Genomic DNA, 17,886 nt, shown 5'->3' with positions numbered 1-17,886 from the left:
TCATGGACGCGCAGTCAGCGACGACCCGACCCGTTTGCCGCCCGGTGCGCGCCACGAGGCGGGGCCGGCATTGCACATGGGCGCTGCTCCCCCGTTTCGCGGCACCGGAATTGCTCTTTGCGCGATGCGCGTGCCGACCGCGCCGCCCTCCGGGCGCGGGCGGCACATCCGCGTCCATCAACCATGGAGCGAGCAGAAGCCATGTCCAGCGATCGATCCGATTCTCCGTCCGCCGAGCCGGCGCGCGACGCCGCCCCGGCGCCGCGCGGGCCCGGCCAGTCAGCGGCGCCGCCGTCGCCGCACGATACGCCGCCCAGCGCCGCGCGGCGCCGCTTCCTGCAATCCGCGGCGGCTGCCGCGACCGTCAGCGCCGCCTCGCACGTTCATCCGCAGCCGCCGCACGCGGCAGCCGCACCTGCCGCGCCCCGCCGCGATTCGGTGCCGGCGCGGCCCGTGCATCTCGACATCAACGGGCGGGCGTACACGCTGCAGCTCGAACCGCGCGTCACGCTGCTCGACGCGCTGCGCGAATACGCCGGCCTCACGGGCACGAAGAAGGGCTGCGATCGCGGGCAGTGCGGCGCGTGCACGGTGCTCGTCGATGGGCGGCGCATCAACGCATGCCTGACGCTCGCGGTGATGCACGAAGGCGAGCGGATCACGACCGTCGAAGGGCTGGCGCGCGGCGGCGAGCTGAGCCCGGTGCAGCGCGCGTTCGTCGAACACGATGCGTTCCAGTGCGGCTATTGCACGTCCGGCCAGCTCTGCTCGGCGACCGCGCTGCTCGACGAGTTCGCGGCGGGCGCCGGCAGCGCCGCCACCGACGACGTGCGGCGCCGCCCCGCGCATCTGTCGGACGACGAGATCCGCGAGCGCATGAGCGGCAACCTGTGCCGCTGCGGCGCGTACCCGAACATCGTCGCCGCCGTGCGCGCCGCGCATGCGGCGCACGGCTAGCGGCGGAGGGCACGGCAATGGAAGCGATCTCCTACGAACGCGCGATGGACGTCGCCGGCGCCGTGCGCGCGGCGCAGCGGCCCGGCACGGCCTTCATCGGCGGCGGCACGAACCTGCTGGACCTGATGAAGGGCGGCGTCGCGCGGCCCGTCGCGCTCATCGACATCACGCGCATCGCGGGCCTCGACGCCGTCGATGCGCTGCCCGACGGCGGCTTGCGCATCGGCGCGCTCGTGCGCAACAGCGATGCGGCCGATCATCCGCGCCTGCGCGCCGACTATCCGCTGCTGTCGCAGGCGCTGCTCGCCGGCGCGTCCGCGCAATTGCGCAACATGGCGACCGTCGGCGGCAACCTGATGCAGCGCACGCGCTGCCCGTATTTCTACGATCCCGCGTTCGCGCAGTGCAACAAGCGCGAGCCGGGCAGCGGCTGCGCGGCGATCGGCGGCCACAACCGGATGCACGCGATCCTCGGCGCGAGCCCGCAATGCGTGGCGGTGAACCCGTCGGACATGAGCGTCGCGCTCGCCGCGCTCGACGCCGTCGTGCAGGTGAGCGGCCCGCGCGGCGCGCGGCAGATTCCGATCGCGTCGTTTCACCGCTTGCCGGGCGATCGTCCCGATCTCGACACGACGCTCGAACCGGGCGAGCTGATCACCGCGGTGGACTTGCCGCCGCCGCGCTTCGCCGACCATGCGCACTATCTGAAAGTGCGGGACCGCGCGAGCTACGCGTTCGCGCTGGTGTCGGTCGCGGCCGCGCTGCGGATGGACGGCCCGCGCATCGCCGATGCGCGGATCGCGCTCGGCGGCGTCGCGCACAAGCCGTTGCGCGCGACGGCCGCGGAGCAGCATCTCGCCGGGCACGCGTTGAGCGATGCCGCGCTGAATGAAGCGGCATCGCTCGCGCTGCGCGACGCAACGCCGCTCGACGGCAACGGCTTCAAGGTCGCGCTCGCGCAGCGCGCGATCGTGCGTGCGGTGAAGACCGCCGCCGGACCGACCGGAGGTGCCGCATGAACACGCTGACCGGACAGCCGCTCGACCGTGTCGACGGCGTACTGAAAGTGACGGGCGGCGCGCACTACGCGGCCGAGTTCCCCGATGTGCGGCTCGCGCACGCGGTGCTCGTGACGAGCACCATCGCATCCGGCCGCATCGAGTCGATCGACACGGCGCGTGCGCGCACGATGCCCGGCGTGCTGCTCGTGATCACGCACGAGAACGCGATGCGGCTGCCCAACGGCGGCCGGCCGCCGCTGTCGCCGCCCGCGGGGCGCCGGCTCACGTTGTTACAGGACGACACGGTGCGCTACAGCAACGAACCCGTCGCGGTCGTCGTGGCCGAAACGCTGGAGCAGGCGACCGACGCCGCGCATGCCGTGCAGGTGCGCTATCGCGCGAGCGATGCCGTGGTGGATTTCGCGCACGCGAAGCGCGGCGCGCGCGTGCCGCCGAAGCAGCAGGGCCGCGCGATGGACACGCAGCGCGGCGACGTCGATGCCGGCTTGCGCGAAGGCGCGGTGCGCGTCGACGCAACCTATACGACGCCGATGCAGCACCACAACCCGATCGAGCCGCACGCGACGATGGCGCGCTGGGACGGCCCGACGCTCACGCTGCACGATGCGACGCAGGGCGTGTCGGGCGCGAGCACGGCCGTGGCCGCCGTATTCGGCATCGCGCCGGAACACGTGCGCGTGATTTCGCCGTTCCTCGGCGGCGGCTTCGGCTGCAAGGGTTCGTCGTGGTCGCACGTGTCGTTGTGCGCGATGGCGGCGAAGCAGGTGGGGCGCCCGGTCCGGCTTGCGCTGACGCGGCCGCAGATGTTCGGCCCGGTCGGCGGGCGGCCGTTCACCGAACAGCGCGTCGTGCTGGCCGCCCGTCGCGACGGCAGACTGACCGCGATGCGCCACGACACGATCGCCACCACGTCAACGTTCGAGGACTGGATGGAGATGTGCGGGATGCCGTCGCGGATCATGTACGCGGTGCCGAACCACGCGACCACGCACCGGATCGTGTCGCTGAACGTCGGTACGCCGACGTTCATGCGCGCACCCGGCGAGGCGTCCGGCTCGTTCGCGCTGGAATCGGCGATGGACGAGCTCGCATGGCAACTCGGCATGGACCCGGTCGCGCTGCGGCTTGCGAACTACGCGGAGGTCGATCCGCAGGACGGCAAGCCGTGGTCGAGCAACAAGCTGCGCGCGTGCTACGAGGTCGGCGCGCGGCGCTTCGGCTGGTCGCGCCGCACCGGCGCGCCGCGCACGATGCGCGACGGCGACACGCTGATCGGTCTCGGGATGGCGGCCGCCACGTATCCGGCGAACCGCAGCGAAGCGTCCGCGCGTGCGCGCATCCTGCCGGACGGCACGGCCGAAGTCGCGTCGGGCACGCAGGACATCGGCACCGGCACCTACACGGTGATGACGCAGGTCGCGGCCGACGCGCTCGGTTTCGCGCCGCGGAACGTGCGCTTCGCGCTCGGCGATTCCAGCCTGCCGCGCGCACCGGTATCGGGCGGCTCGCAGTCGGCCGCGAGCGTGGCGCCCGCCGTGCGCGAGGCCGCGCTGCAGGCGCGTGCGAAGCTGATCGCGCTGGCGATCGCCGATCCCGGCTCGCCGCTGCACGGCGCCGCGGCCGACGACGTGACGGTCGACAACGGCTGGGTCGTGCATCGCGGCGAGCCGTCGCGGCGCGATCCGGCCGCGGCGGTGATCGCGCGGGCGGGCGGCCAGCCGATCGACGCGCAGGCGACGGCGAAGCCCGGCGACGAGAAGTCGCGCTATGCGTCCCATTCGTTCGGCGCGGTGTTTGCCGAAGTGCGCGTCGATGCCGAGCTCGGCACGATTCGCGTACCGCGCATCGTCGGCGTCTACAGCGTCGGCAGCCTGCTCAACGCGAAGACCGCGCGCAGCCAGTTGATCGGCGGGATGGTGTGGGGGCTCGGCACCGCGCTCGAGGAAGGCTCGCATCTCGACGTGCGGCACGGCCGCTTCACGAACGCGAATCTCGCCGAATACCACGTGCCCGTCAACGCGGACATCGGCGAGCTCGACGTGAGCTTCGTCGACGAAAGCGACACGCATTTCAATCCGCTCGGCATTCGCGGCATCGGCGAGATCGGGATCACCGGCGTGCCGGCCGCGATCGCCAACGCGGTCTATCACGCGACCGGCGTGCGCGTGCGCGATCTGCCGATCACGCTCGACAAGGTGGCGATGCCGGTGCGCGCGTGAGCGCCGGCGTCAGCGCCGCGGCGTCCTGCGCCGCACTTCGCTGCGCAGCCAGTCGAGCCACGTGCGGATCGCCGCTTCGCGGGGATGACCGGGGCGCCACACGACGTAGTGCGCATACACGTCGGTGATGCGCACGCTCGACACACGCACGAGCGTGCCGCTCGCGAGTTCGGGCTCGATCAGCGAGCGGCGCGCGAGCGCGACGCCGCGGCCTTGCAGCACCGCGGCGATCAGCGCGTTCGCATCGGTGAAGCGCGGTGCGCGCGCGGATTCGGTAAGGTCGAGCCGCGCGGCCTGGAACCACGGTTCCCACGGTTGCGCGGGATGGCGCAGCAGCGTCGCGCGCACGAGATCGGCCGGCGCGCGCGGGGCGACGCCGTCGCGATTGCGGTACGCGGGGCTCGCGACCGGAAAGATCGTCTCGTTCATCAGCTTCTCGGCGACCACACCGGGCCACGTGCCGGGCCCGTAGCGCAGCGCGACGTCGATGCGGTCGCGCTTGCGCAGCGGCGCGAGCGCCACGTCCGGATGCAGCACGATCGAGATGTGCGGATGCGCGGCCGAGAAACGCGGCAGGCGCGGCGCGAGCCAGCGCTCGGCGACGCTCGGCAGCACGCTCACGTTCAGCGTCGCGTCGCAGGTGCGCGGGCGGCGGCGCACCGCCAGCGCCGGCTCGAACGCGCGTTCGAGCACGCTCAGGCCCTGGCGCACCTGCAGCGCGAGTGCGTGCGCGGCGTGCGTCGGCGTCGCGCCGTTGCGTTCGCGCGTGAACAGCGGATAGCCGAGCTGCGCCTCGAGCGCGCGGATGTGCTGGCTGACCGCGCCTTGCGTGAGCGCGAGCTCGTCCGCCGCGCGCGTGAAGCTCTGCAGCCGCACGGCGGCTTCGAACGCGCGCAGCGTCTGCAGCGGAGGGAGATGGATGCGTCGCATGCGGGTATTAGTAACACTAATGCTCGAGCACGACAATTCATCGTTTGCTGCGTGCCGGCATGCGTTCCTACACTCGGTTCCGTCTTCCACAGCCCCGTCGGCCCCCACCGCCATGACCGCCTATCGTCTCTATCTTTCGCCGGGCGCCTGCTCGCTCGCCGCTCACATCGCGCTGGAGGAAACCGGCGCGCCGTTCGACGTCGAGATCGTCTCCGTGAAGCAACGGCAGAACCTCGAAGCGCGCTACCTCGCGATCAACGCGAAGGCGCGCGTGCCGGTGCTCGCGATACCGGGCGAGCCGCGCGTGCTGACCGAAACGCCGGCGATCCTCACGTATCTCGCGCGCCGCTATCCGGACGCGCAATTGCTGCCGCTCGACGATCCGCTGCGCGAGGCGCGCTGCCACGAATGGCTCGCCTGGCTGGTCGGCTGGGTGCACGGCGTCGGCTACGGCGCGCTGTGGCGGCCGGGCCGTTTCATCGACGATCCGGCGCTGCACGGCGCGATCAGCGCGCATGGGCGCAGCACGATCGAGGCCGCGAACGCGTCAATCGAAGCCCTGCTGGCCGACGGCCGCACGTGGGCCGAGCCGGGCGCGCATTCGATCGTCGATCCGTTCCTGCTCGTGCTGTATCGCTGGGGCGTCGCGATCGGGCTCGACATGACGCGGCATCCCGCATGGACCGCGCATGCGCAGCGCGAGGCCGAACGGCCGGCCGCGCGGCGCGCGCTGGCGCGCGAGGCCGCGCAAGCGACCTGAGCGGCCGACGCGCGACGCGCTGCTCCGGCGTTTCGGTCGCGCGTTCGTTCGGACCGCGAAGTTCGGACGTGTCCAATTGCGGCGTCGACGCCATTCCATTTAAATGAGAATTATTCTCATCAATGGAATGGAGTGAGCATGAGCAGTTGCATTTTGTCGAGCGCGACGCCGCCGCGTCGCGCGACCGCGTCCGTCGCGTTCGCGATGATCGCCTGTGCGGCCGCGCCGGCGTGTGCGGAAGAAGGCGAGCCGGGGCAGGCGCCGCACCTCGATCCGATCTTCGTTCGCGGCGCGCACGACGCAGGCTCGCGCGTCGATCGGTCGGGCTCGGCCAAATATGCGACGCCGCTGCTCGACGTGCCGCAGACGATCACCGTCGTGCCGCGCGCGGTGCTGGACGAACAGCAGGCGCTGAGCCTGCGCGAAGCGCTGTCGAACGTCGCCGGCATCACGTTCAACGCCGGCGAGGGCGGCGGGGGCTCGGGCGACAGTTTCAATATCCGCGGTTTCGGCGCGAACGCGAACATGCAGCTCGACGGGCTGCGCGACAGCGCGCAGAACAATCGCAGCGACCTGTTCAACATCGACGCGGTGGAGGTGATCAAGGGGCCGAACTCGGTGTTCGGCGGCGCCGGCACCACGGGCGGCTCGGTGAACCTGGTCAGCAAGACGCCGAAGGCCGGCGCGTTGACCGAAGCCGGCGCGGTGCTCGGCACGTCCGACTACCGCCGCGTGACGCTCGATACGAACCAGCCGCTGCCCGGCGCCGACGGCAAGGCGGCGTTCCGCCTGAACGCGATGGCGCACATCAACGACGTGCCGGGCCGCGACGACATTCGCAAGCGGCGCTGGGGCGTCGCGCCGTCGCTCGCGTTCGGCCTCGGCACGCCGACGCGCGTCACGCTCGGCTATTTCCATCAGTACGACAACAACCTGCCCGATTACGGGCTGCCCGCGCGCGACGGGCAGGTGCTGGCCGGCGTGTCGCGCGACAGCTACTTCGGCTGGCGCAATCTCGATCGCGAACGCATCATGTCCGACACGTTCACCGTCAAGGCCGAGCACGACGTGTCGCCGCACCTGAAGGTGCAGAACCTGAGCCGCTACACGCACCTGAATCGCGATACGGTGGTGTCCGCGTCGCACGCGAATCTGCAGGGGCTGCCACCGGGGCGCTACAAGCCGGCCGGGCCGCAGGGCTACGGCCGCGATGCGTCGACGGCGATGTGGGCGAACCAGACCAACGTCACGAGCGAATTCGCGACGTTCGGCATCGGGCACACGCTCGTCACGGGCTTCGAAATTTCGCGGGAAACGTACGGTCGCACCACGTATTCCTACGGGCTCAACCGTTTCTATCCGGCCAACGGTTTCGCGCTCACCGCGCCGCCCGGCGTGTGGCTCGGCCCCGCGAAGCGCGAGAACAGCGCGCGCAGCGATACCGAGCTCATCGTGAAGGCGCTGTACGCGTTCGACACGCTCTCGCTCGGCCGCTACTGGGACATCGACGTCGGGCTGCGGCACGACTGGATCGACGGCTGGGCCGAAAGCACGCCGGCCGGCAAGCCGACCGAGCGCGCGGCGAACAGCGACCGCCATCTGAGCACGCGCGCGGGGCTCGTGTTCAAGCCGACGGAGAACGGCCGCGTGTATTTCTCGTATGGCACGTCGTTCAATCCGTCCGCCGAATTTCTCGTGAGCAACGGCTCGGGCCTCAACGCGGCGACCGAGTCGCTCGCGCCCGAGAAAAACGAGAGCTTCGAGCTCGGCACGAAATGGGAAGGGCTGGCCGGCATCGCGCTGAACGGGGCGCTGTTCCAGACGGAGAAGAAAAACGCGCGCGAGCGCATGGCCGACGGCAGCTACGCGCTCGTGGGCCGGCAGCGCGTGCGCGGCATCGAGCTCGGCGCGGCCGGCAAGGTGACGCCGCAGTGGGACGTGTTCGCGAATTACACGTACCTGGCGAGCGTCACGCTCAGTTCGCCGGCCACGCCGCGCCGCGATGGGCAGGCGCTCGGCAACACGCCGCGGCACGCGCTCAACCTGTGGACGACCTATCGGCTGCCGGCAGGCTGGACGATCGGCTACGGCTCGCACTTCGTCGGCCGGCGCAACGTGACGTCCGAAGGCGGCAGCCAGCTCGGCGCGTATTGGGTGCACAACCTGATGGCCGGCTACGAAGTGAACCGCCGGCTGCGTTTCCAGCTGAATATCGACAACCTGTTCGACCGCGCGTATGTCGAGCGCGTGCGGCAGGTGTTGGGAAGCGAGTCGCGATCGTCGGCCGTCGAGTTCGGCGACGGCCGCTCGGCGATGCTGTCGGCCGTGTACAAGTTCTGACCGTCTCGCGCATGCTGCCGCGAACGTTGCCGCGTCGGCCCGCTATCGCGCGAACAGCGGGTAGGTCGCGGCGGCGATCAGCGCGGTCGCGAGCCACACCACGCTCCACGAACTGACGGCCAGCAACGGAGGAATCGCGAGCGGCGTCGCGAACAGCCCGAGATACACGACCGTATTCGCCATCCCGAGCGCGGTGCCGGCGTGGTTCGCACCCGCGAGCGTTGCGAGCTCGGTGTACGCGACGCCGTGCCACGCCGATACGCAGATGCCCGCGAACACGAGAATCGCGACGATCGCCGCGAGCGGCACGTGCGGGCTGCCGGCCGTCGCGGCCGCGAGCAGCGCGAACGACCCGGCCGCGACGCACACCGACCCGCGCAGGTACGCACGCCGGTTGCCGTACCGGTCGGTATGGCGGCCGCTCCACACGCGCATCACCATTGCGCCGACCTGCAGCGCGACCATTGCCGCGCTGATGCCGGCGAGGCCGAGCCGGCCGAAATCGTGCAGGAACACGGTCGCGAACGTGAGCACCGCGAACTGCGGGGCGCACAGCGCGCCGATGCCGAGCACGATGCGCCACACGCGGCCGCTCGCGAGCGGGCTGCGCATCGGTGCGGCCGGCGGTGGCGGCGCGAGGGGGCGGCCTGCGGTGGCGGGCGTCGCAGTCGTCGCATCGGGCGGCTCGTGCAGCCAGCGCCAGGTCAACGCGGCCGAGCCGGCGCACAGCAGCATCAGCGCGCCGTACACCGCGGCGAAGCCCGCATGCGACGCAAGCGACGGCAGCAGCGCCGCGCCGAGGCCGCCGCCGAGCGGCACGGCCGTCTGGCGGATGCTCATCGCGAGCCCGCGTTCGCGCTCGCCGAACCAGCGCATCACCGCACGTCCGCTCGAGCCGTTCACGCTGCCGCCGAGCAGGCCGACGCAGCACATGGCAGCGACGACCCGCATCAGCGGCGGCACCGCGTGCGCGGTCGGGACGATCGTGCCCACCATCAGCGCGAGCATCGCGGCCGTCGCGACGAGCCCGGTCAGCAGCACGCGGCGGTCGCCGAAGCGGTCGGCGGCGATTCCCCAAGGCAGCTCGGACAGCGCGACGCCGAACCCGAGCGCGCCGAGCACGAGGCCGAGCGCGCCGTTGTCGAGGTGATACGCGGCGCGCATCCAGACGGCCGTGGTCGGGATGCCGGCCGCGGCGGCCGAAAAGCTCATGTTCGCGGCGACGCCGGCGGCCAGCACGCGCCAGCGATGGGCCGGCCCGCGCCCGTCGCGGGCAGGCGAAGAGGGGGAAGCGATGCACGAGGTATCCATGACGGCAGGCCCGGTTCGAAGTTGACGTCCACAGTCTGGCGGTCTACATTCATCCTGAAAATCGGAAAGTTTTTGATGAATCGTTCGATAAATCAGGATAGTTGAGATGGCCGGACAAGACACTTCGCGCGATGGCGGCGAGGCCGTCGCGGGCGCCGATGCCGCGCTCGCGCGGCCCAACTTCGACGTCGCGGCGTTGCGCAGCCTCGTCGCGGGCGTGGATCTCGGCAGTTTCGCGAAGGCGGCCGATCGCGTCGCGCGCTCGTCGTCGGCGGTGAGCGCGCAGATCCGCAAGCTCGAGGAGCAGGCCGGCACGCCGCTGTTCGTGAAGGCCGGGCGCGGGCTCGCGCTGACCGACGCCGGCGACGCGATGCTGCGCTACGCGCGGCGGATGATCGAGCTGAACGACGAGGCGGCCGCGGCCGTGCGCGGCGTGAAGCTCGACGGCTGGGTACGGGTCGGGCTGCAGGAGGATTTCGGCGAAGCGATCCTGCCGGACGTGCTCGGGCGGTTCGCGCGCGCGCATCCGAAGGTGAAGATCGAGGCGCGCGTGGCGCGCAACGCCGATCTGCTCGACCGGCTCGATGCGAACCAGCTCGATCTGGCGCTCGTGTGGGGCGATCCGGTGTCGGCGGCGCTCGTGTCGCGGGCGGGAATCGACAGCGAAGCGATCGCGCACGTGCCGATGCAATGGATCGGCGCGGTGGCGGGCGGTGGTGTCGGCGTGCCGGATGGCGGCGGGGACGCGGGCGCGCAGGGCGGTGCGAGCGGCGGCGACGAAACGCGCGATCGCGCCGTGCGCGCGGCGGGCGAGCCGTTGCCGCTCGTCGTGTTCGACCGGCCGTGCCGGTTCTTCGGCGCGGCGACCGATGCGCTGGACCGCGCGGGCGTGCCGTGGCGCGTCGCGTTCACGACGCCGAGCCTGGCCGGGCTATGGGCGGCCGCGGCGGCCGGCCTCGGGCTCACGGTGCGCTCGCATTACGGGCTGCCCGCGTCCGTGCGAGGGCTCGATGCGGCGTCGTGCGGGCTGCCGGCGCTGCCGAGCCTGCCGCTGATCCTGCTGCGGCGTACGTCGTCGGCGACGCCGACGGTCGATCGGCTCGCGCGGATCGTCACGCAGGCGGTGCGGGGGGCGACGGAGGGGGCGGTGGCGGCGTGATGAAACGCTCGATTGCCGTCGCGGGCCGCGGTTCGGTCGTCCCTCTGCCGATCGGCCGAATGGATCGATCGGGCAAACCTGACTACAGTGATGATCACTTGAAACGGAGGTCATCATGCAAAACGCAAATACACCGGGCGCCAGCGCGGTCGATCCGGCGCAAAGGGCGGAAGCCTCGATCCGCGACGGCGGGCCGTCAGCCGATTGCCCCGTGCCCGTCAATCCGCCCGTTCGGTTCGGTGTCCTGCAAGGGCAGGCGTGGATCGCGGACGACTTCGATGCCCCGCTGCCCGATGGCTTGCTGGATGCATTCGAAGGGCGCTGATGCGGCTGTTGCTCGATACGCACATATTTTTGTGGATCGTGACGAATGACCCCAAGCTCAGCGCACGAGCGCGCAGCGTGATCTCGGCCGCCGACGAGCGTTTCGTCAGCAGCGCAAGTATCTGGGAGGCTGCCATCAAGGCCGGACTGGGCAAGCTCGATATCGACGTCGGCGAGCTGATGCGGGCGATCGGGCCGAGCGGGATCCGCGAACTGCCGGTTCGGGCGGCGCATGGGGCCGCGGTCCGCGATTTGCCGCATCACCATCGTGATCCCTTCGATCGTTTGCTGGTTGCCCAGGCGCGGCTCGAGCCGCTTCAGCTCGTGACGGCCGACGCTCATCTTGCACGGTATGACCTGTCTCTCGTTTTGACAGTTTGAAGCAATCTGTCGGTGCACGATCCATCGGTCGCCTGCACGTCACGTAGCGTTGCGGTTCATGCGACGGCGATGTCCGGCTCGATTTCATGCAGTTCCGCGGAAATGGCTGCCAGTCGCGCCCGCAATCCCTCGCTCGCCGGCACGAACGGCAGCCGCAACCCGTCCTCGCACCATCCTTGCGCGGCGAGCACGGCCTTCACCGGCGCCGGGTTCGGTTCCGCGAACAGCGCCGCGACGAGCGGCTGCAGCGCGACCGCCAGGCGCCGCGCGTCGGCGAGCCGCCCGTCGCGCAGCCACGCGTGAATCCGCACGTGCCATTCGGGCAGCACGTGCGCGCTGCTCGCGATCGCGCCGTGCGCGCCCGCGCACATCGCCGCGAAGTTCTGGTTGTCGTCGCCGGACAGGATCGCGAGCGGCGTGTCGTGCACGAGCCGGCTCATCCGGTCGAGCGTGCCGCCGCATTCCTTGATGCCGGCGACGCGCGAGTCGCGCGCGAGCGCCTGCAGCGTGTCCAGTTCGACGTTCACGCCCGTGCGGTACGGGATGTTGTAGACGAGCACCGGCAGGTCGGCCGCGTCGACGATCGCTTCGACATGGCGGCGGATGCCGTCCTGCGTCGGCCGCACGTAGACGGGCGGCGTGACGAGCAGCCCGTCGGGGCGCAGCGCCGCGAGTTCGCGCGCGCGGGCGGCCGCGAAGTGCGTCGCGCTCGCGGTCAGCCCGACGACGATCGGCAGCCCGGGCGCCGCGTCGCGCAGCGTCGCGAACACCGCGTCCTGTTCGCGCGCGTCGAGCAGCACGCCTTCACCGGTCGTCGCCCCCGCGACGAAACCCGCGATGCCGGCGGCCGCATAGTGGCGCGCGAGCCGCGCGAGCGCCGCATGGTCGACCTCGCCGCGGTGGAACGGCGTGATGATCGGCAGCCAGATACCTTCGAAACGTGTGTTCATGCAAAGCCTCATGGTGGAAACGGAGTGGGAAGGAACCGTTCCGCCGGCGGCGTGCCGGAGCGAGGCGTGCATGCAAGGAGAAAGAAACGACCTGCGGGTATCCCGTCCGGCATTCGCCTGACGGGACGCGACGTCCCCGTCAGTCGAGGAGTCGTTTTTTCAGTTTCAGCCCGGCCGCGCGCGCACCTGCCGCGACGGCGGCGAGGATCGAGGGCGAGCGCAGGGTAGCGGACATGGATGAACCGTGAATGGGCTGAGCGGCGATCTTAACACCGGAGCGGCGGCGCGTGCGAGCCGCGGCCGTCGTTTAGCAGAATTAGAGATTTGCTTTCCACGACTGATTGGAAGGCGCGCTGCGGCCGGCCGCTAGAATGCCCGCTTACGTTTCGATGACAGCACGTACGCGTACGGTCACGCACATTCACCACCACTGGAAACGGGGCATATCACGATGGCAAGCATCAAGGGGATCGGCCGCTGGCTGCACACGGGCGCGACGGCGGCGCTGGTCGTGGCGGCGACCGCCGCGCACGCGGACACGTCGATCCTGAACGTGTCGTACGACGTGACGCGCGAGCTGTACAAGGACATCAACGCGAGCTTTGCCGCCGCCTACAAGCAGAAGACAGGCGAGTCGGTCACGATCAAGCAGTCGCACGGCGCGTCGAGCGCGCAGGCGCTGTCGGTGCTGCAAGGGCTGCAGGCCGACGTCGTGACGATGAACCAGCCGAATGACATCGACCTGCTCGCCGAGCGCGGCCAACTGCTGCCGAAGGACTGGCGCGCGCGCTTCCCGGACAACAGCTCGCCGTACTCGACGACGATGGTGTTCCTCGTGCGCAAGGGCAACCCGAAGGCGATCAAGGACTGGAGCGATCTCGCGAAGCCGGGCGTGCAGGTAATCATCGCGAACCCGAAGACGTCGGGCAACGGCCGCTACGCGTATCTCGCCGCGTGGGGCTTCCAGAAGCAGAAGGGCGCGACCGACCAGCAGGCGCTCGACTTCGAGAAGGCGATCTTCCGCAATGTGCCGGTGCTCGACTCGGGCGGCCGCGGCGCGACGACAACGTTCACGCAGCGCGGCATCGGCGACGTGCTCGTCACGTTCGAGAACGAGGTCGCGCTGATGGACACGGGCGCGTCGGGCGCGCAGTTCGACGCCGTGTATCCGTCGGCGAGCATCCTTGCGGAGCCGCCCGTCGCCGTCGTCGACAAGGTGGTCGACAAGAAAGGCACGCGCAAGGTCGCGCAGGCGTATCTCGACTACCTGTACACGCCGCAAGCGCAGGAGATCATCGCGCAGCATCATCTGCGCCCGCGCGACGCGGCCGTGCTGCAGAAGCATGCGGCCGAGTTCAAGGCGCTGAAGACGTTCAGCGTCGAGCAGGTTTTCGGCAGCTGGGCGAACGCGCAGAAGACCCATTTCGCCGACGGCGGCACGTTCGACCAGGTAATCGTCGACCGCAAGTGAGCGCGGCGCGCGCCACGCGCGGGCTCGCATGACGACGCAGCCGGCCGCATGTGCGGCCGGTTTTTTTATGACGACGCGGCGGATTGCCGTGCCGAACCGGTCCGCATTCCCGGCCGCCGCCGCGCGTGCTACGCTCATCGCCTTCCTGCAACCGGCGCCGCGCGATGAACGTCGATTCGTCCTCCCCAGCCTCCCGCGGCCGTGGCCGCAAGATCTGGTCGGGCACCCGCCCGGTGATCGCGTACGGGATGCCGCCGCTCGGCTGGCGCGATTTCTATCACCGCGCGCTGACGGTGAGCTGGCCCGTGTTCTTCCTGTCGCTCGCGGTGCTGTTCCTGCTGCTCAACAGCGGCTTCGCGGCGCTCTACCTGCTCGGCCAGGCGCCGATCGCGAACCAGTCGCCGGCCGGCTTCGGCGGCGCGTTCTTCTTCAGCGTCGAGACGCTCGCGACCGTCGGCTACGGCGACATGCATCCGCAGACCGTTTATGCGCACCTCGTCGCGACGTTCGAGATCTTCGTCGGGATGTCGAGCATCGCGCTCGCCACGGGGCTCGTGTTCGCGCGGTTTTCTCGGCCGCAGGCGAAGATCCTGTTCGCGCGCCACGCGATCGTGCGGCCGCTGAACGGCCGGATGACGCTGATGGTGCGCGCCGCGAATGCCCGCCAGAACGTGATTGCCGAGGCGCAGGCGAAACTGCGGCTGATGCGCGTCGAAGGCACGCACGAGGGCTACTCGCTGCGCAAGATTCACGACCTGCCGCTCGTGCGCAACGAGCATCCGATCTTCCTGCTCGGCTGGAACCTGATGCACGTGATCGACGAGTCGAGCGCGCTGTTCGGCGAGACGCCCGAATCGCTCGCCGCGCGAGATGCGCAATTGCTGATCACGATCGAGGGATCGGACGAGACGACCGCCCAGGTCATGCAGGCGCGCCATGTGTGGGTGCATGGCGACATCCGCTGGCATCACCGCTACGTCGACCTGATGCACGACGAGGACGGCATCACGCACATCGATTACACGCATTTTCACGACGTCGTGCCGATCGACGCCGATACCGACGAGCGCGGTTCGCCGGGCGTGGTGATCGACGCGGGTGCGTTGGCGCCGGGGCCGGGCGCACAGGCGTGATCGACGGTGGCCGGGCGCCGCTCCGTTGCGCGTCACGCGTGCAGCGGGCGTGACGCCTCGCGCTGTTCGATCGCGATCGCGCGGCGGAACGCGTCGCGGTCCTCGGCGCGCGCGACGTAGTCGCCGAGCACGCCTTCGTGCGGCAGCAGATGCGCGTCGAACGCGATCTTCAGAGTGCTCGCGAGCAGCAGGTCGGCCGCGGTGAAGCGCTCGCCGACGAGCCAGCGGCCGTGGGCGAGCGCCTGCGCGAGGGCGCACTGCACGCGCCCGATGTTGCCCCAGCCGAACGCGACCGGATTCCCCGACGCGCCGGTGAATTTCTCGACCATCGCCGGTTCGAGGCAGGTCGGCGTGAAGAACATCCACTGGAGGAAACGGCCGCGCAGCGGATCGTCGGGCGCGACGCCGAGCCCGGCGCGCGGGCAACGGTCGACGAGATGGAGCAGCACGGCGCCCGATTCGGCGAACCGGGCGCCGCCGTCGTCGAGCGCGGGCAGCTTGGCCATCGGGTTGACCTGCACGAACGCGTCCCTGCCCTGTTCGTGCGAGCGCAAGTCGATCGGCACCAGTTCGTACCCCACGCCTATTTCCTCGAGCATCCACAGCGCCCGGAATGCCCGGTCGTCGGCCAGTAGTAGAGCTTCATCGCGTGCGCCCTATATGCGGTGACGGTCCAGTGTAGTCGAGTCGGTTCGCCGAATGTGTCGTTCGTTATGTGACCGAGTGTGCGACGCGTTCGGTGGAACGCGCGCCGCTTGGGTATCGCTACCGGGCAACGGCTGTTGACGTTTTGCAACTTTTTTTTCGCGTCTATCTGGCTTTGAGTGCTTTCCCGCTGTCGTTCTGTTGTTTAAAAGCTATCTCGAAAATTGAAATACAAACGGCGACCGTGCATCGTTTCTAGCGTTTTATTTCGGTGCTGACGTGTCGGGTATGGGTCGGACGCGTATGCAACTACCTGTCTTGTGCTGGACGCGAACAACCTAACCAATTCAATCGGAGGGTGAAAATATGCCGGTTCAAGAGCCAGCGAAGAGCGGCTTCGAAAAATGGCAGGATGGTATTGGCGCGGCTGTTGGCGATGTCAAATGGGATATATGGGATTGCGAAATTCAGATGGCAGTGAGCGAATACAATCGACATTTGTCAGGCGCTGCCGGCTACAGGCCGCTGGATTGGCTTCTGATCAAGGCAATGCTGTGGGTTGAAACCGGGGCAAATAGCTCGGAGTGGAAGATCAAACCATTGCAGATTGGCGTATCGGGTGACCCGGGTTTGACGTCGTTTCTTTCGGGCGAAGAAGGCGGCGACTTGATTCTGCCTTCCGCGTGGAGAGCGCAACTGACTGTGGGATCGGCGAGAACGAACCCTGCGCATAATCTCAGGGCAGGAATCGGCTATCTGCTGATGCGCATGGCGACCTTTGAGCACCGTAGTGTGCCCAATGCAGACGCTAGGGTGTATGAGGTCACAGTCAAGCCGGGCGATAGCTTCGACAAAATCGCGAAAGTACATGGCAGCACAACCGACGTGCTGACGAAACTGAATCCGATGATCACGGTGTTGCGACCAGGGCAAGTCTTAAAGTATCAGAAGGCGTCGATTCAACGTGTCATTACAGGATGGCGGCCGTTCTCTGCGACGTCAGTGGCGTTACGTTACAATTCAATGCGTCGAGATCCGAACTATGCAAGGAAACTAGATTTTGCATGGGGCATCGTGCGAAAGGGACAGGAGACTTCATGCGTGCAATAAGAAGTATCGGCTTTGGGCTTGCGCTATCGTTTCCGTTACTCTCGATCGCCGCATCTGACAACACCATCAATACCGAGAAGGGGCTGTACGAGCAGTGCGGTGCTTATTCGCAGGCTGGAATGAAGGATTGTCTTGCGAAGAAGGCCAGTGAAAGTCGAGAGTATTTAAAAAAGGCCGAAGACGATGCGCTCGCTGTCATAAAGAAATGGGATGAGGGTAATAAATATATTCATGCATCCGAGGAGGCTTTGGCGGCATCGAACAAGGAATTCGCAAAGTATCGCGCGGCTCAATGTGAATTCTCCGCTTCGCTGAGCGGCGGTGGAGCGGGTAACGCCCACGAAATGGGGCGCTTGGCCTGTGTCGCGGCACTCAACGGCGCACGCGTTGAGCAACTGCGCAACGCCGTATCCGACTTGCCGTCGAAGTAGCGCCGAAGCTTACGCCGGCCGGCCCGGCCGGACGACATGCGAACGGACCGGTGCGACGATCGGCGGCGGCGCGACGGTCGGCGAGAATGCCGTGGTCGGCGCGAGTTCGGTCGTGACGCGGGAGGTTCCGCCGGCTACGCTGCTCGGTGGAAATCCGGCGCAGATCATTCGATCGATTACCGAGTGACGATGGCTGACGGCCTCTTCAGCGGCGACGTGAATGTGGACAACCGGCCCGCCGACCACTCTGAACGCTGTGGATGCGAACGGTGAGTGTATGGCTGGAGCCAGCATTGGCGGGACTTCCCGGCATTCGACACCGATCGAGGGCAGACGCATGAGCCGACGTTGCCGATGCGCTGGCCGCACATTCCTGCGCGGCGTCGGTTGTGGATATCCCGGCCCCGAATCACTCGCCACGCTGTGCTTTCCATCGGTGAGCGCGATGCAGGGTGTGGACAACCGCGCCCTGAACGACGAGAAATGCGGTGCTTTCGAAGGGTGAGTGTCGGCGACCGATTGCGGGTGAGGCTTGCCTGGTGCGGATTTCCGGGCGTCGAGCGCGCGTCGCGCGGGAATGCGGGGGCGCCGCGCATTCTAACGGCACGCGCGGGTCGGCGATAGATCTGGATGCGTATCGCGGTGTGGATATCTCGTGGCCGAATTCACTCGCAACGCTGTGTATTTCAATGGTGAGCGTCGGAGGGGCGACCGAATGGCGTGTCCGTTCGTGATCTTCGGCA

15 protein-coding genes and 2 pseudogenes are annotated in these 17,886 nt (G+C 68.8%); 13 read left to right on the top strand and 4 right to left on the bottom strand.

What is annotated here, in order from left to right:
* The first annotated feature begins 201 nt into the window (after positions 1-201).
* Genes KPB06_RS05570 through KPB06_RS05560 form a run of 3 tightly spaced genes read left to right on the top strand, consistent with a single transcriptional unit; the run spans position 202 to position 4,198 of the window.
* The gene (locus tag KPB06_RS05570; RefSeq protein WP_059576466.1) at positions 202-957 is read left to right on the top strand and encodes a (2Fe-2S)-binding protein; all 756 of its coding nucleotides are present in this window, start codon (positions 202-204) and stop codon (positions 955-957) included.
* Positions 958-974: 17 nt separating this feature from the next.
* Positions 975-1,976 (top strand): FAD binding domain-containing protein, encoded by a 1,002-nt coding sequence (locus KPB06_RS05565; protein ID WP_275906069.1) that lies wholly within the window; start codon positions 975-977, stop codon positions 1,974-1,976.
* Positions 1,973-4,198, top strand: a complete 2,226-nt coding sequence (locus tag KPB06_RS05560; RefSeq protein ID WP_275906070.1) for a xanthine dehydrogenase family protein molybdopterin-binding subunit — start codon at positions 1,973-1,975, stop codon at positions 4,196-4,198. The genes KPB06_RS05565 and KPB06_RS05560 overlap by 4 nt, the downstream gene beginning before the upstream one ends.
* A 9-nt stretch (positions 4,199-4,207) precedes the next feature.
* Here KPB06_RS05560 and KPB06_RS05555 read toward each other — a convergent pair whose 3' ends face one another.
* Complete coding sequence (locus tag KPB06_RS05555; RefSeq protein ID WP_275906071.1) at positions 4,208-5,128, bottom strand: LysR substrate-binding domain-containing protein; 921 nt, start codon at positions 5,126-5,128, stop codon at positions 4,208-4,210.
* A gap of 112 nt (positions 5,129-5,240) precedes the next feature.
* Between KPB06_RS05555 and KPB06_RS05550 the strand changes: the two genes are divergently transcribed.
* Together KPB06_RS05550 and KPB06_RS05545 are read left to right on the top strand one after the other, a co-directional pair.
* Positions 5,241-5,888 carry a glutathione S-transferase family protein gene (locus tag KPB06_RS05550; RefSeq protein WP_275906072.1) on the top strand — a complete coding sequence of 216 codons (648 nt, stop codon included), beginning with the start codon at positions 5,241-5,243 and terminating at the stop codon, positions 5,886-5,888.
* 138 nt (positions 5,889-6,026) lie between these two features.
* Positions 6,027-8,228, top strand: a complete 2,202-nt coding sequence (locus KPB06_RS05545) for a TonB-dependent receptor (protein WP_275906073.1) — start codon at positions 6,027-6,029, stop codon at positions 8,226-8,228.
* A 42-nt stretch (positions 8,229-8,270) separates the two neighbouring features.
* Here KPB06_RS05545 and KPB06_RS05540 read toward each other — a convergent pair whose 3' ends face one another.
* Complete coding sequence (locus KPB06_RS05540; RefSeq protein ID WP_104011842.1) at positions 8,271-9,539, bottom strand: MFS transporter; 1,269 nt, start codon at positions 9,537-9,539, stop codon at positions 8,271-8,273.
* Positions 9,540-9,645: 106 nt separating this feature from the next.
* Here KPB06_RS05540 and KPB06_RS05535 point away from each other — a divergent pair, with 106 nt between their 5' ends.
* From KPB06_RS05535 to KPB06_RS05525, 3 genes are all read left to right on the top strand, one after another.
* Positions 9,646-10,698, top strand: coding sequence for a LysR substrate-binding domain-containing protein (locus KPB06_RS05535; protein ID WP_275906074.1), 1,053 nt, complete (start codon positions 9,646-9,648; stop codon positions 10,696-10,698).
* Positions 10,699-10,813: 115 nt separating this feature from the next.
* Positions 10,814-11,023: a hypothetical protein gene (locus KPB06_RS05530; RefSeq protein WP_060010352.1), complete on the top strand. Its 210-nt coding sequence runs from the start codon at positions 10,814-10,816 to the stop codon at positions 11,021-11,023.
* Positions 11,023-11,403, top strand: a complete 381-nt coding sequence (locus KPB06_RS05525) for a type II toxin-antitoxin system VapC family toxin (RefSeq protein WP_059583178.1) — start codon at positions 11,023-11,025, stop codon at positions 11,401-11,403. Before KPB06_RS05530 ends, KPB06_RS05525 begins: the two co-directional genes overlap by 1 nt.
* Positions 11,404-11,459: 56 nt before the next feature.
* Here KPB06_RS05525 and dapA read toward each other — a convergent pair whose 3' ends face one another.
* Positions 11,460-12,353, bottom strand: a complete 894-nt coding sequence (gene dapA / locus KPB06_RS05520; RefSeq protein ID WP_060966581.1) for a 4-hydroxy-tetrahydrodipicolinate synthase — start codon at positions 12,351-12,353, stop codon at positions 11,460-11,462.
* Positions 12,354-12,804: 451 nt separating this feature from the next.
* On the opposite strand from dapA, the gene KPB06_RS05515 reads away from it, so the two are divergent.
* A complete protein-coding gene (locus KPB06_RS05515) occupies positions 12,805-13,824 on the top strand; it encodes a sulfate ABC transporter substrate-binding protein (RefSeq protein WP_104011845.1) in 1,020 nt (339 codons plus the stop codon).
* A gap of 164 nt (positions 13,825-13,988) precedes the next feature.
* Positions 13,989-14,957, top strand: a complete 969-nt coding sequence (locus KPB06_RS05510) for an ion channel (RefSeq protein WP_275906075.1) — start codon at positions 13,989-13,991, stop codon at positions 14,955-14,957.
* A gap of 32 nt (positions 14,958-14,989) precedes the next feature.
* Here KPB06_RS05510 and KPB06_RS05505 read toward each other — a convergent pair.
* A pseudogene (locus tag KPB06_RS05505) lies at positions 14,990-15,603 on the bottom strand (glutathione S-transferase family protein).
* A gap of 365 nt (positions 15,604-15,968) precedes the next feature.
* Here KPB06_RS05505 and KPB06_RS05500 point away from each other — a divergent pair.
* From KPB06_RS05500 to KPB06_RS05490, 3 genes and pseudogenes are all read left to right on the top strand, one after another.
* Positions 15,969-16,712 (top strand): LysM peptidoglycan-binding domain-containing protein, encoded by a 744-nt coding sequence (locus KPB06_RS05500; RefSeq protein ID WP_275906076.1) that lies wholly within the window; start codon positions 15,969-15,971, stop codon positions 16,710-16,712.
* The gene (locus tag KPB06_RS05495) at positions 16,700-17,143 is read left to right on the top strand and encodes a lysozyme inhibitor LprI family protein (protein ID WP_099316876.1); all 444 of its coding nucleotides are present in this window, start codon (positions 16,700-16,702) and stop codon (positions 17,141-17,143) included. Before KPB06_RS05500 ends, KPB06_RS05495 begins: the two co-directional genes overlap by 13 nt.
* Before the next feature lie 49 nt (positions 17,144-17,192).
* A pseudogene (locus KPB06_RS05490) lies at positions 17,193-17,330 on the top strand (acyltransferase); the annotation flags it as partial.
* Positions 17,331-17,886: the final 556 nt, after the last annotated feature.

It is taken from the genome of Burkholderia semiarida (genome assembly GCF_029268935.1).
In the GTDB taxonomy this organism is placed as follows: Bacteria; Pseudomonadota; Gammaproteobacteria; order Burkholderiales; family Burkholderiaceae; genus Burkholderia; species Burkholderia semiarida.
Note: the sequence above shows the minus strand (reverse complement) of the source record. Positions and strands in the feature narration are given on the sequence as shown.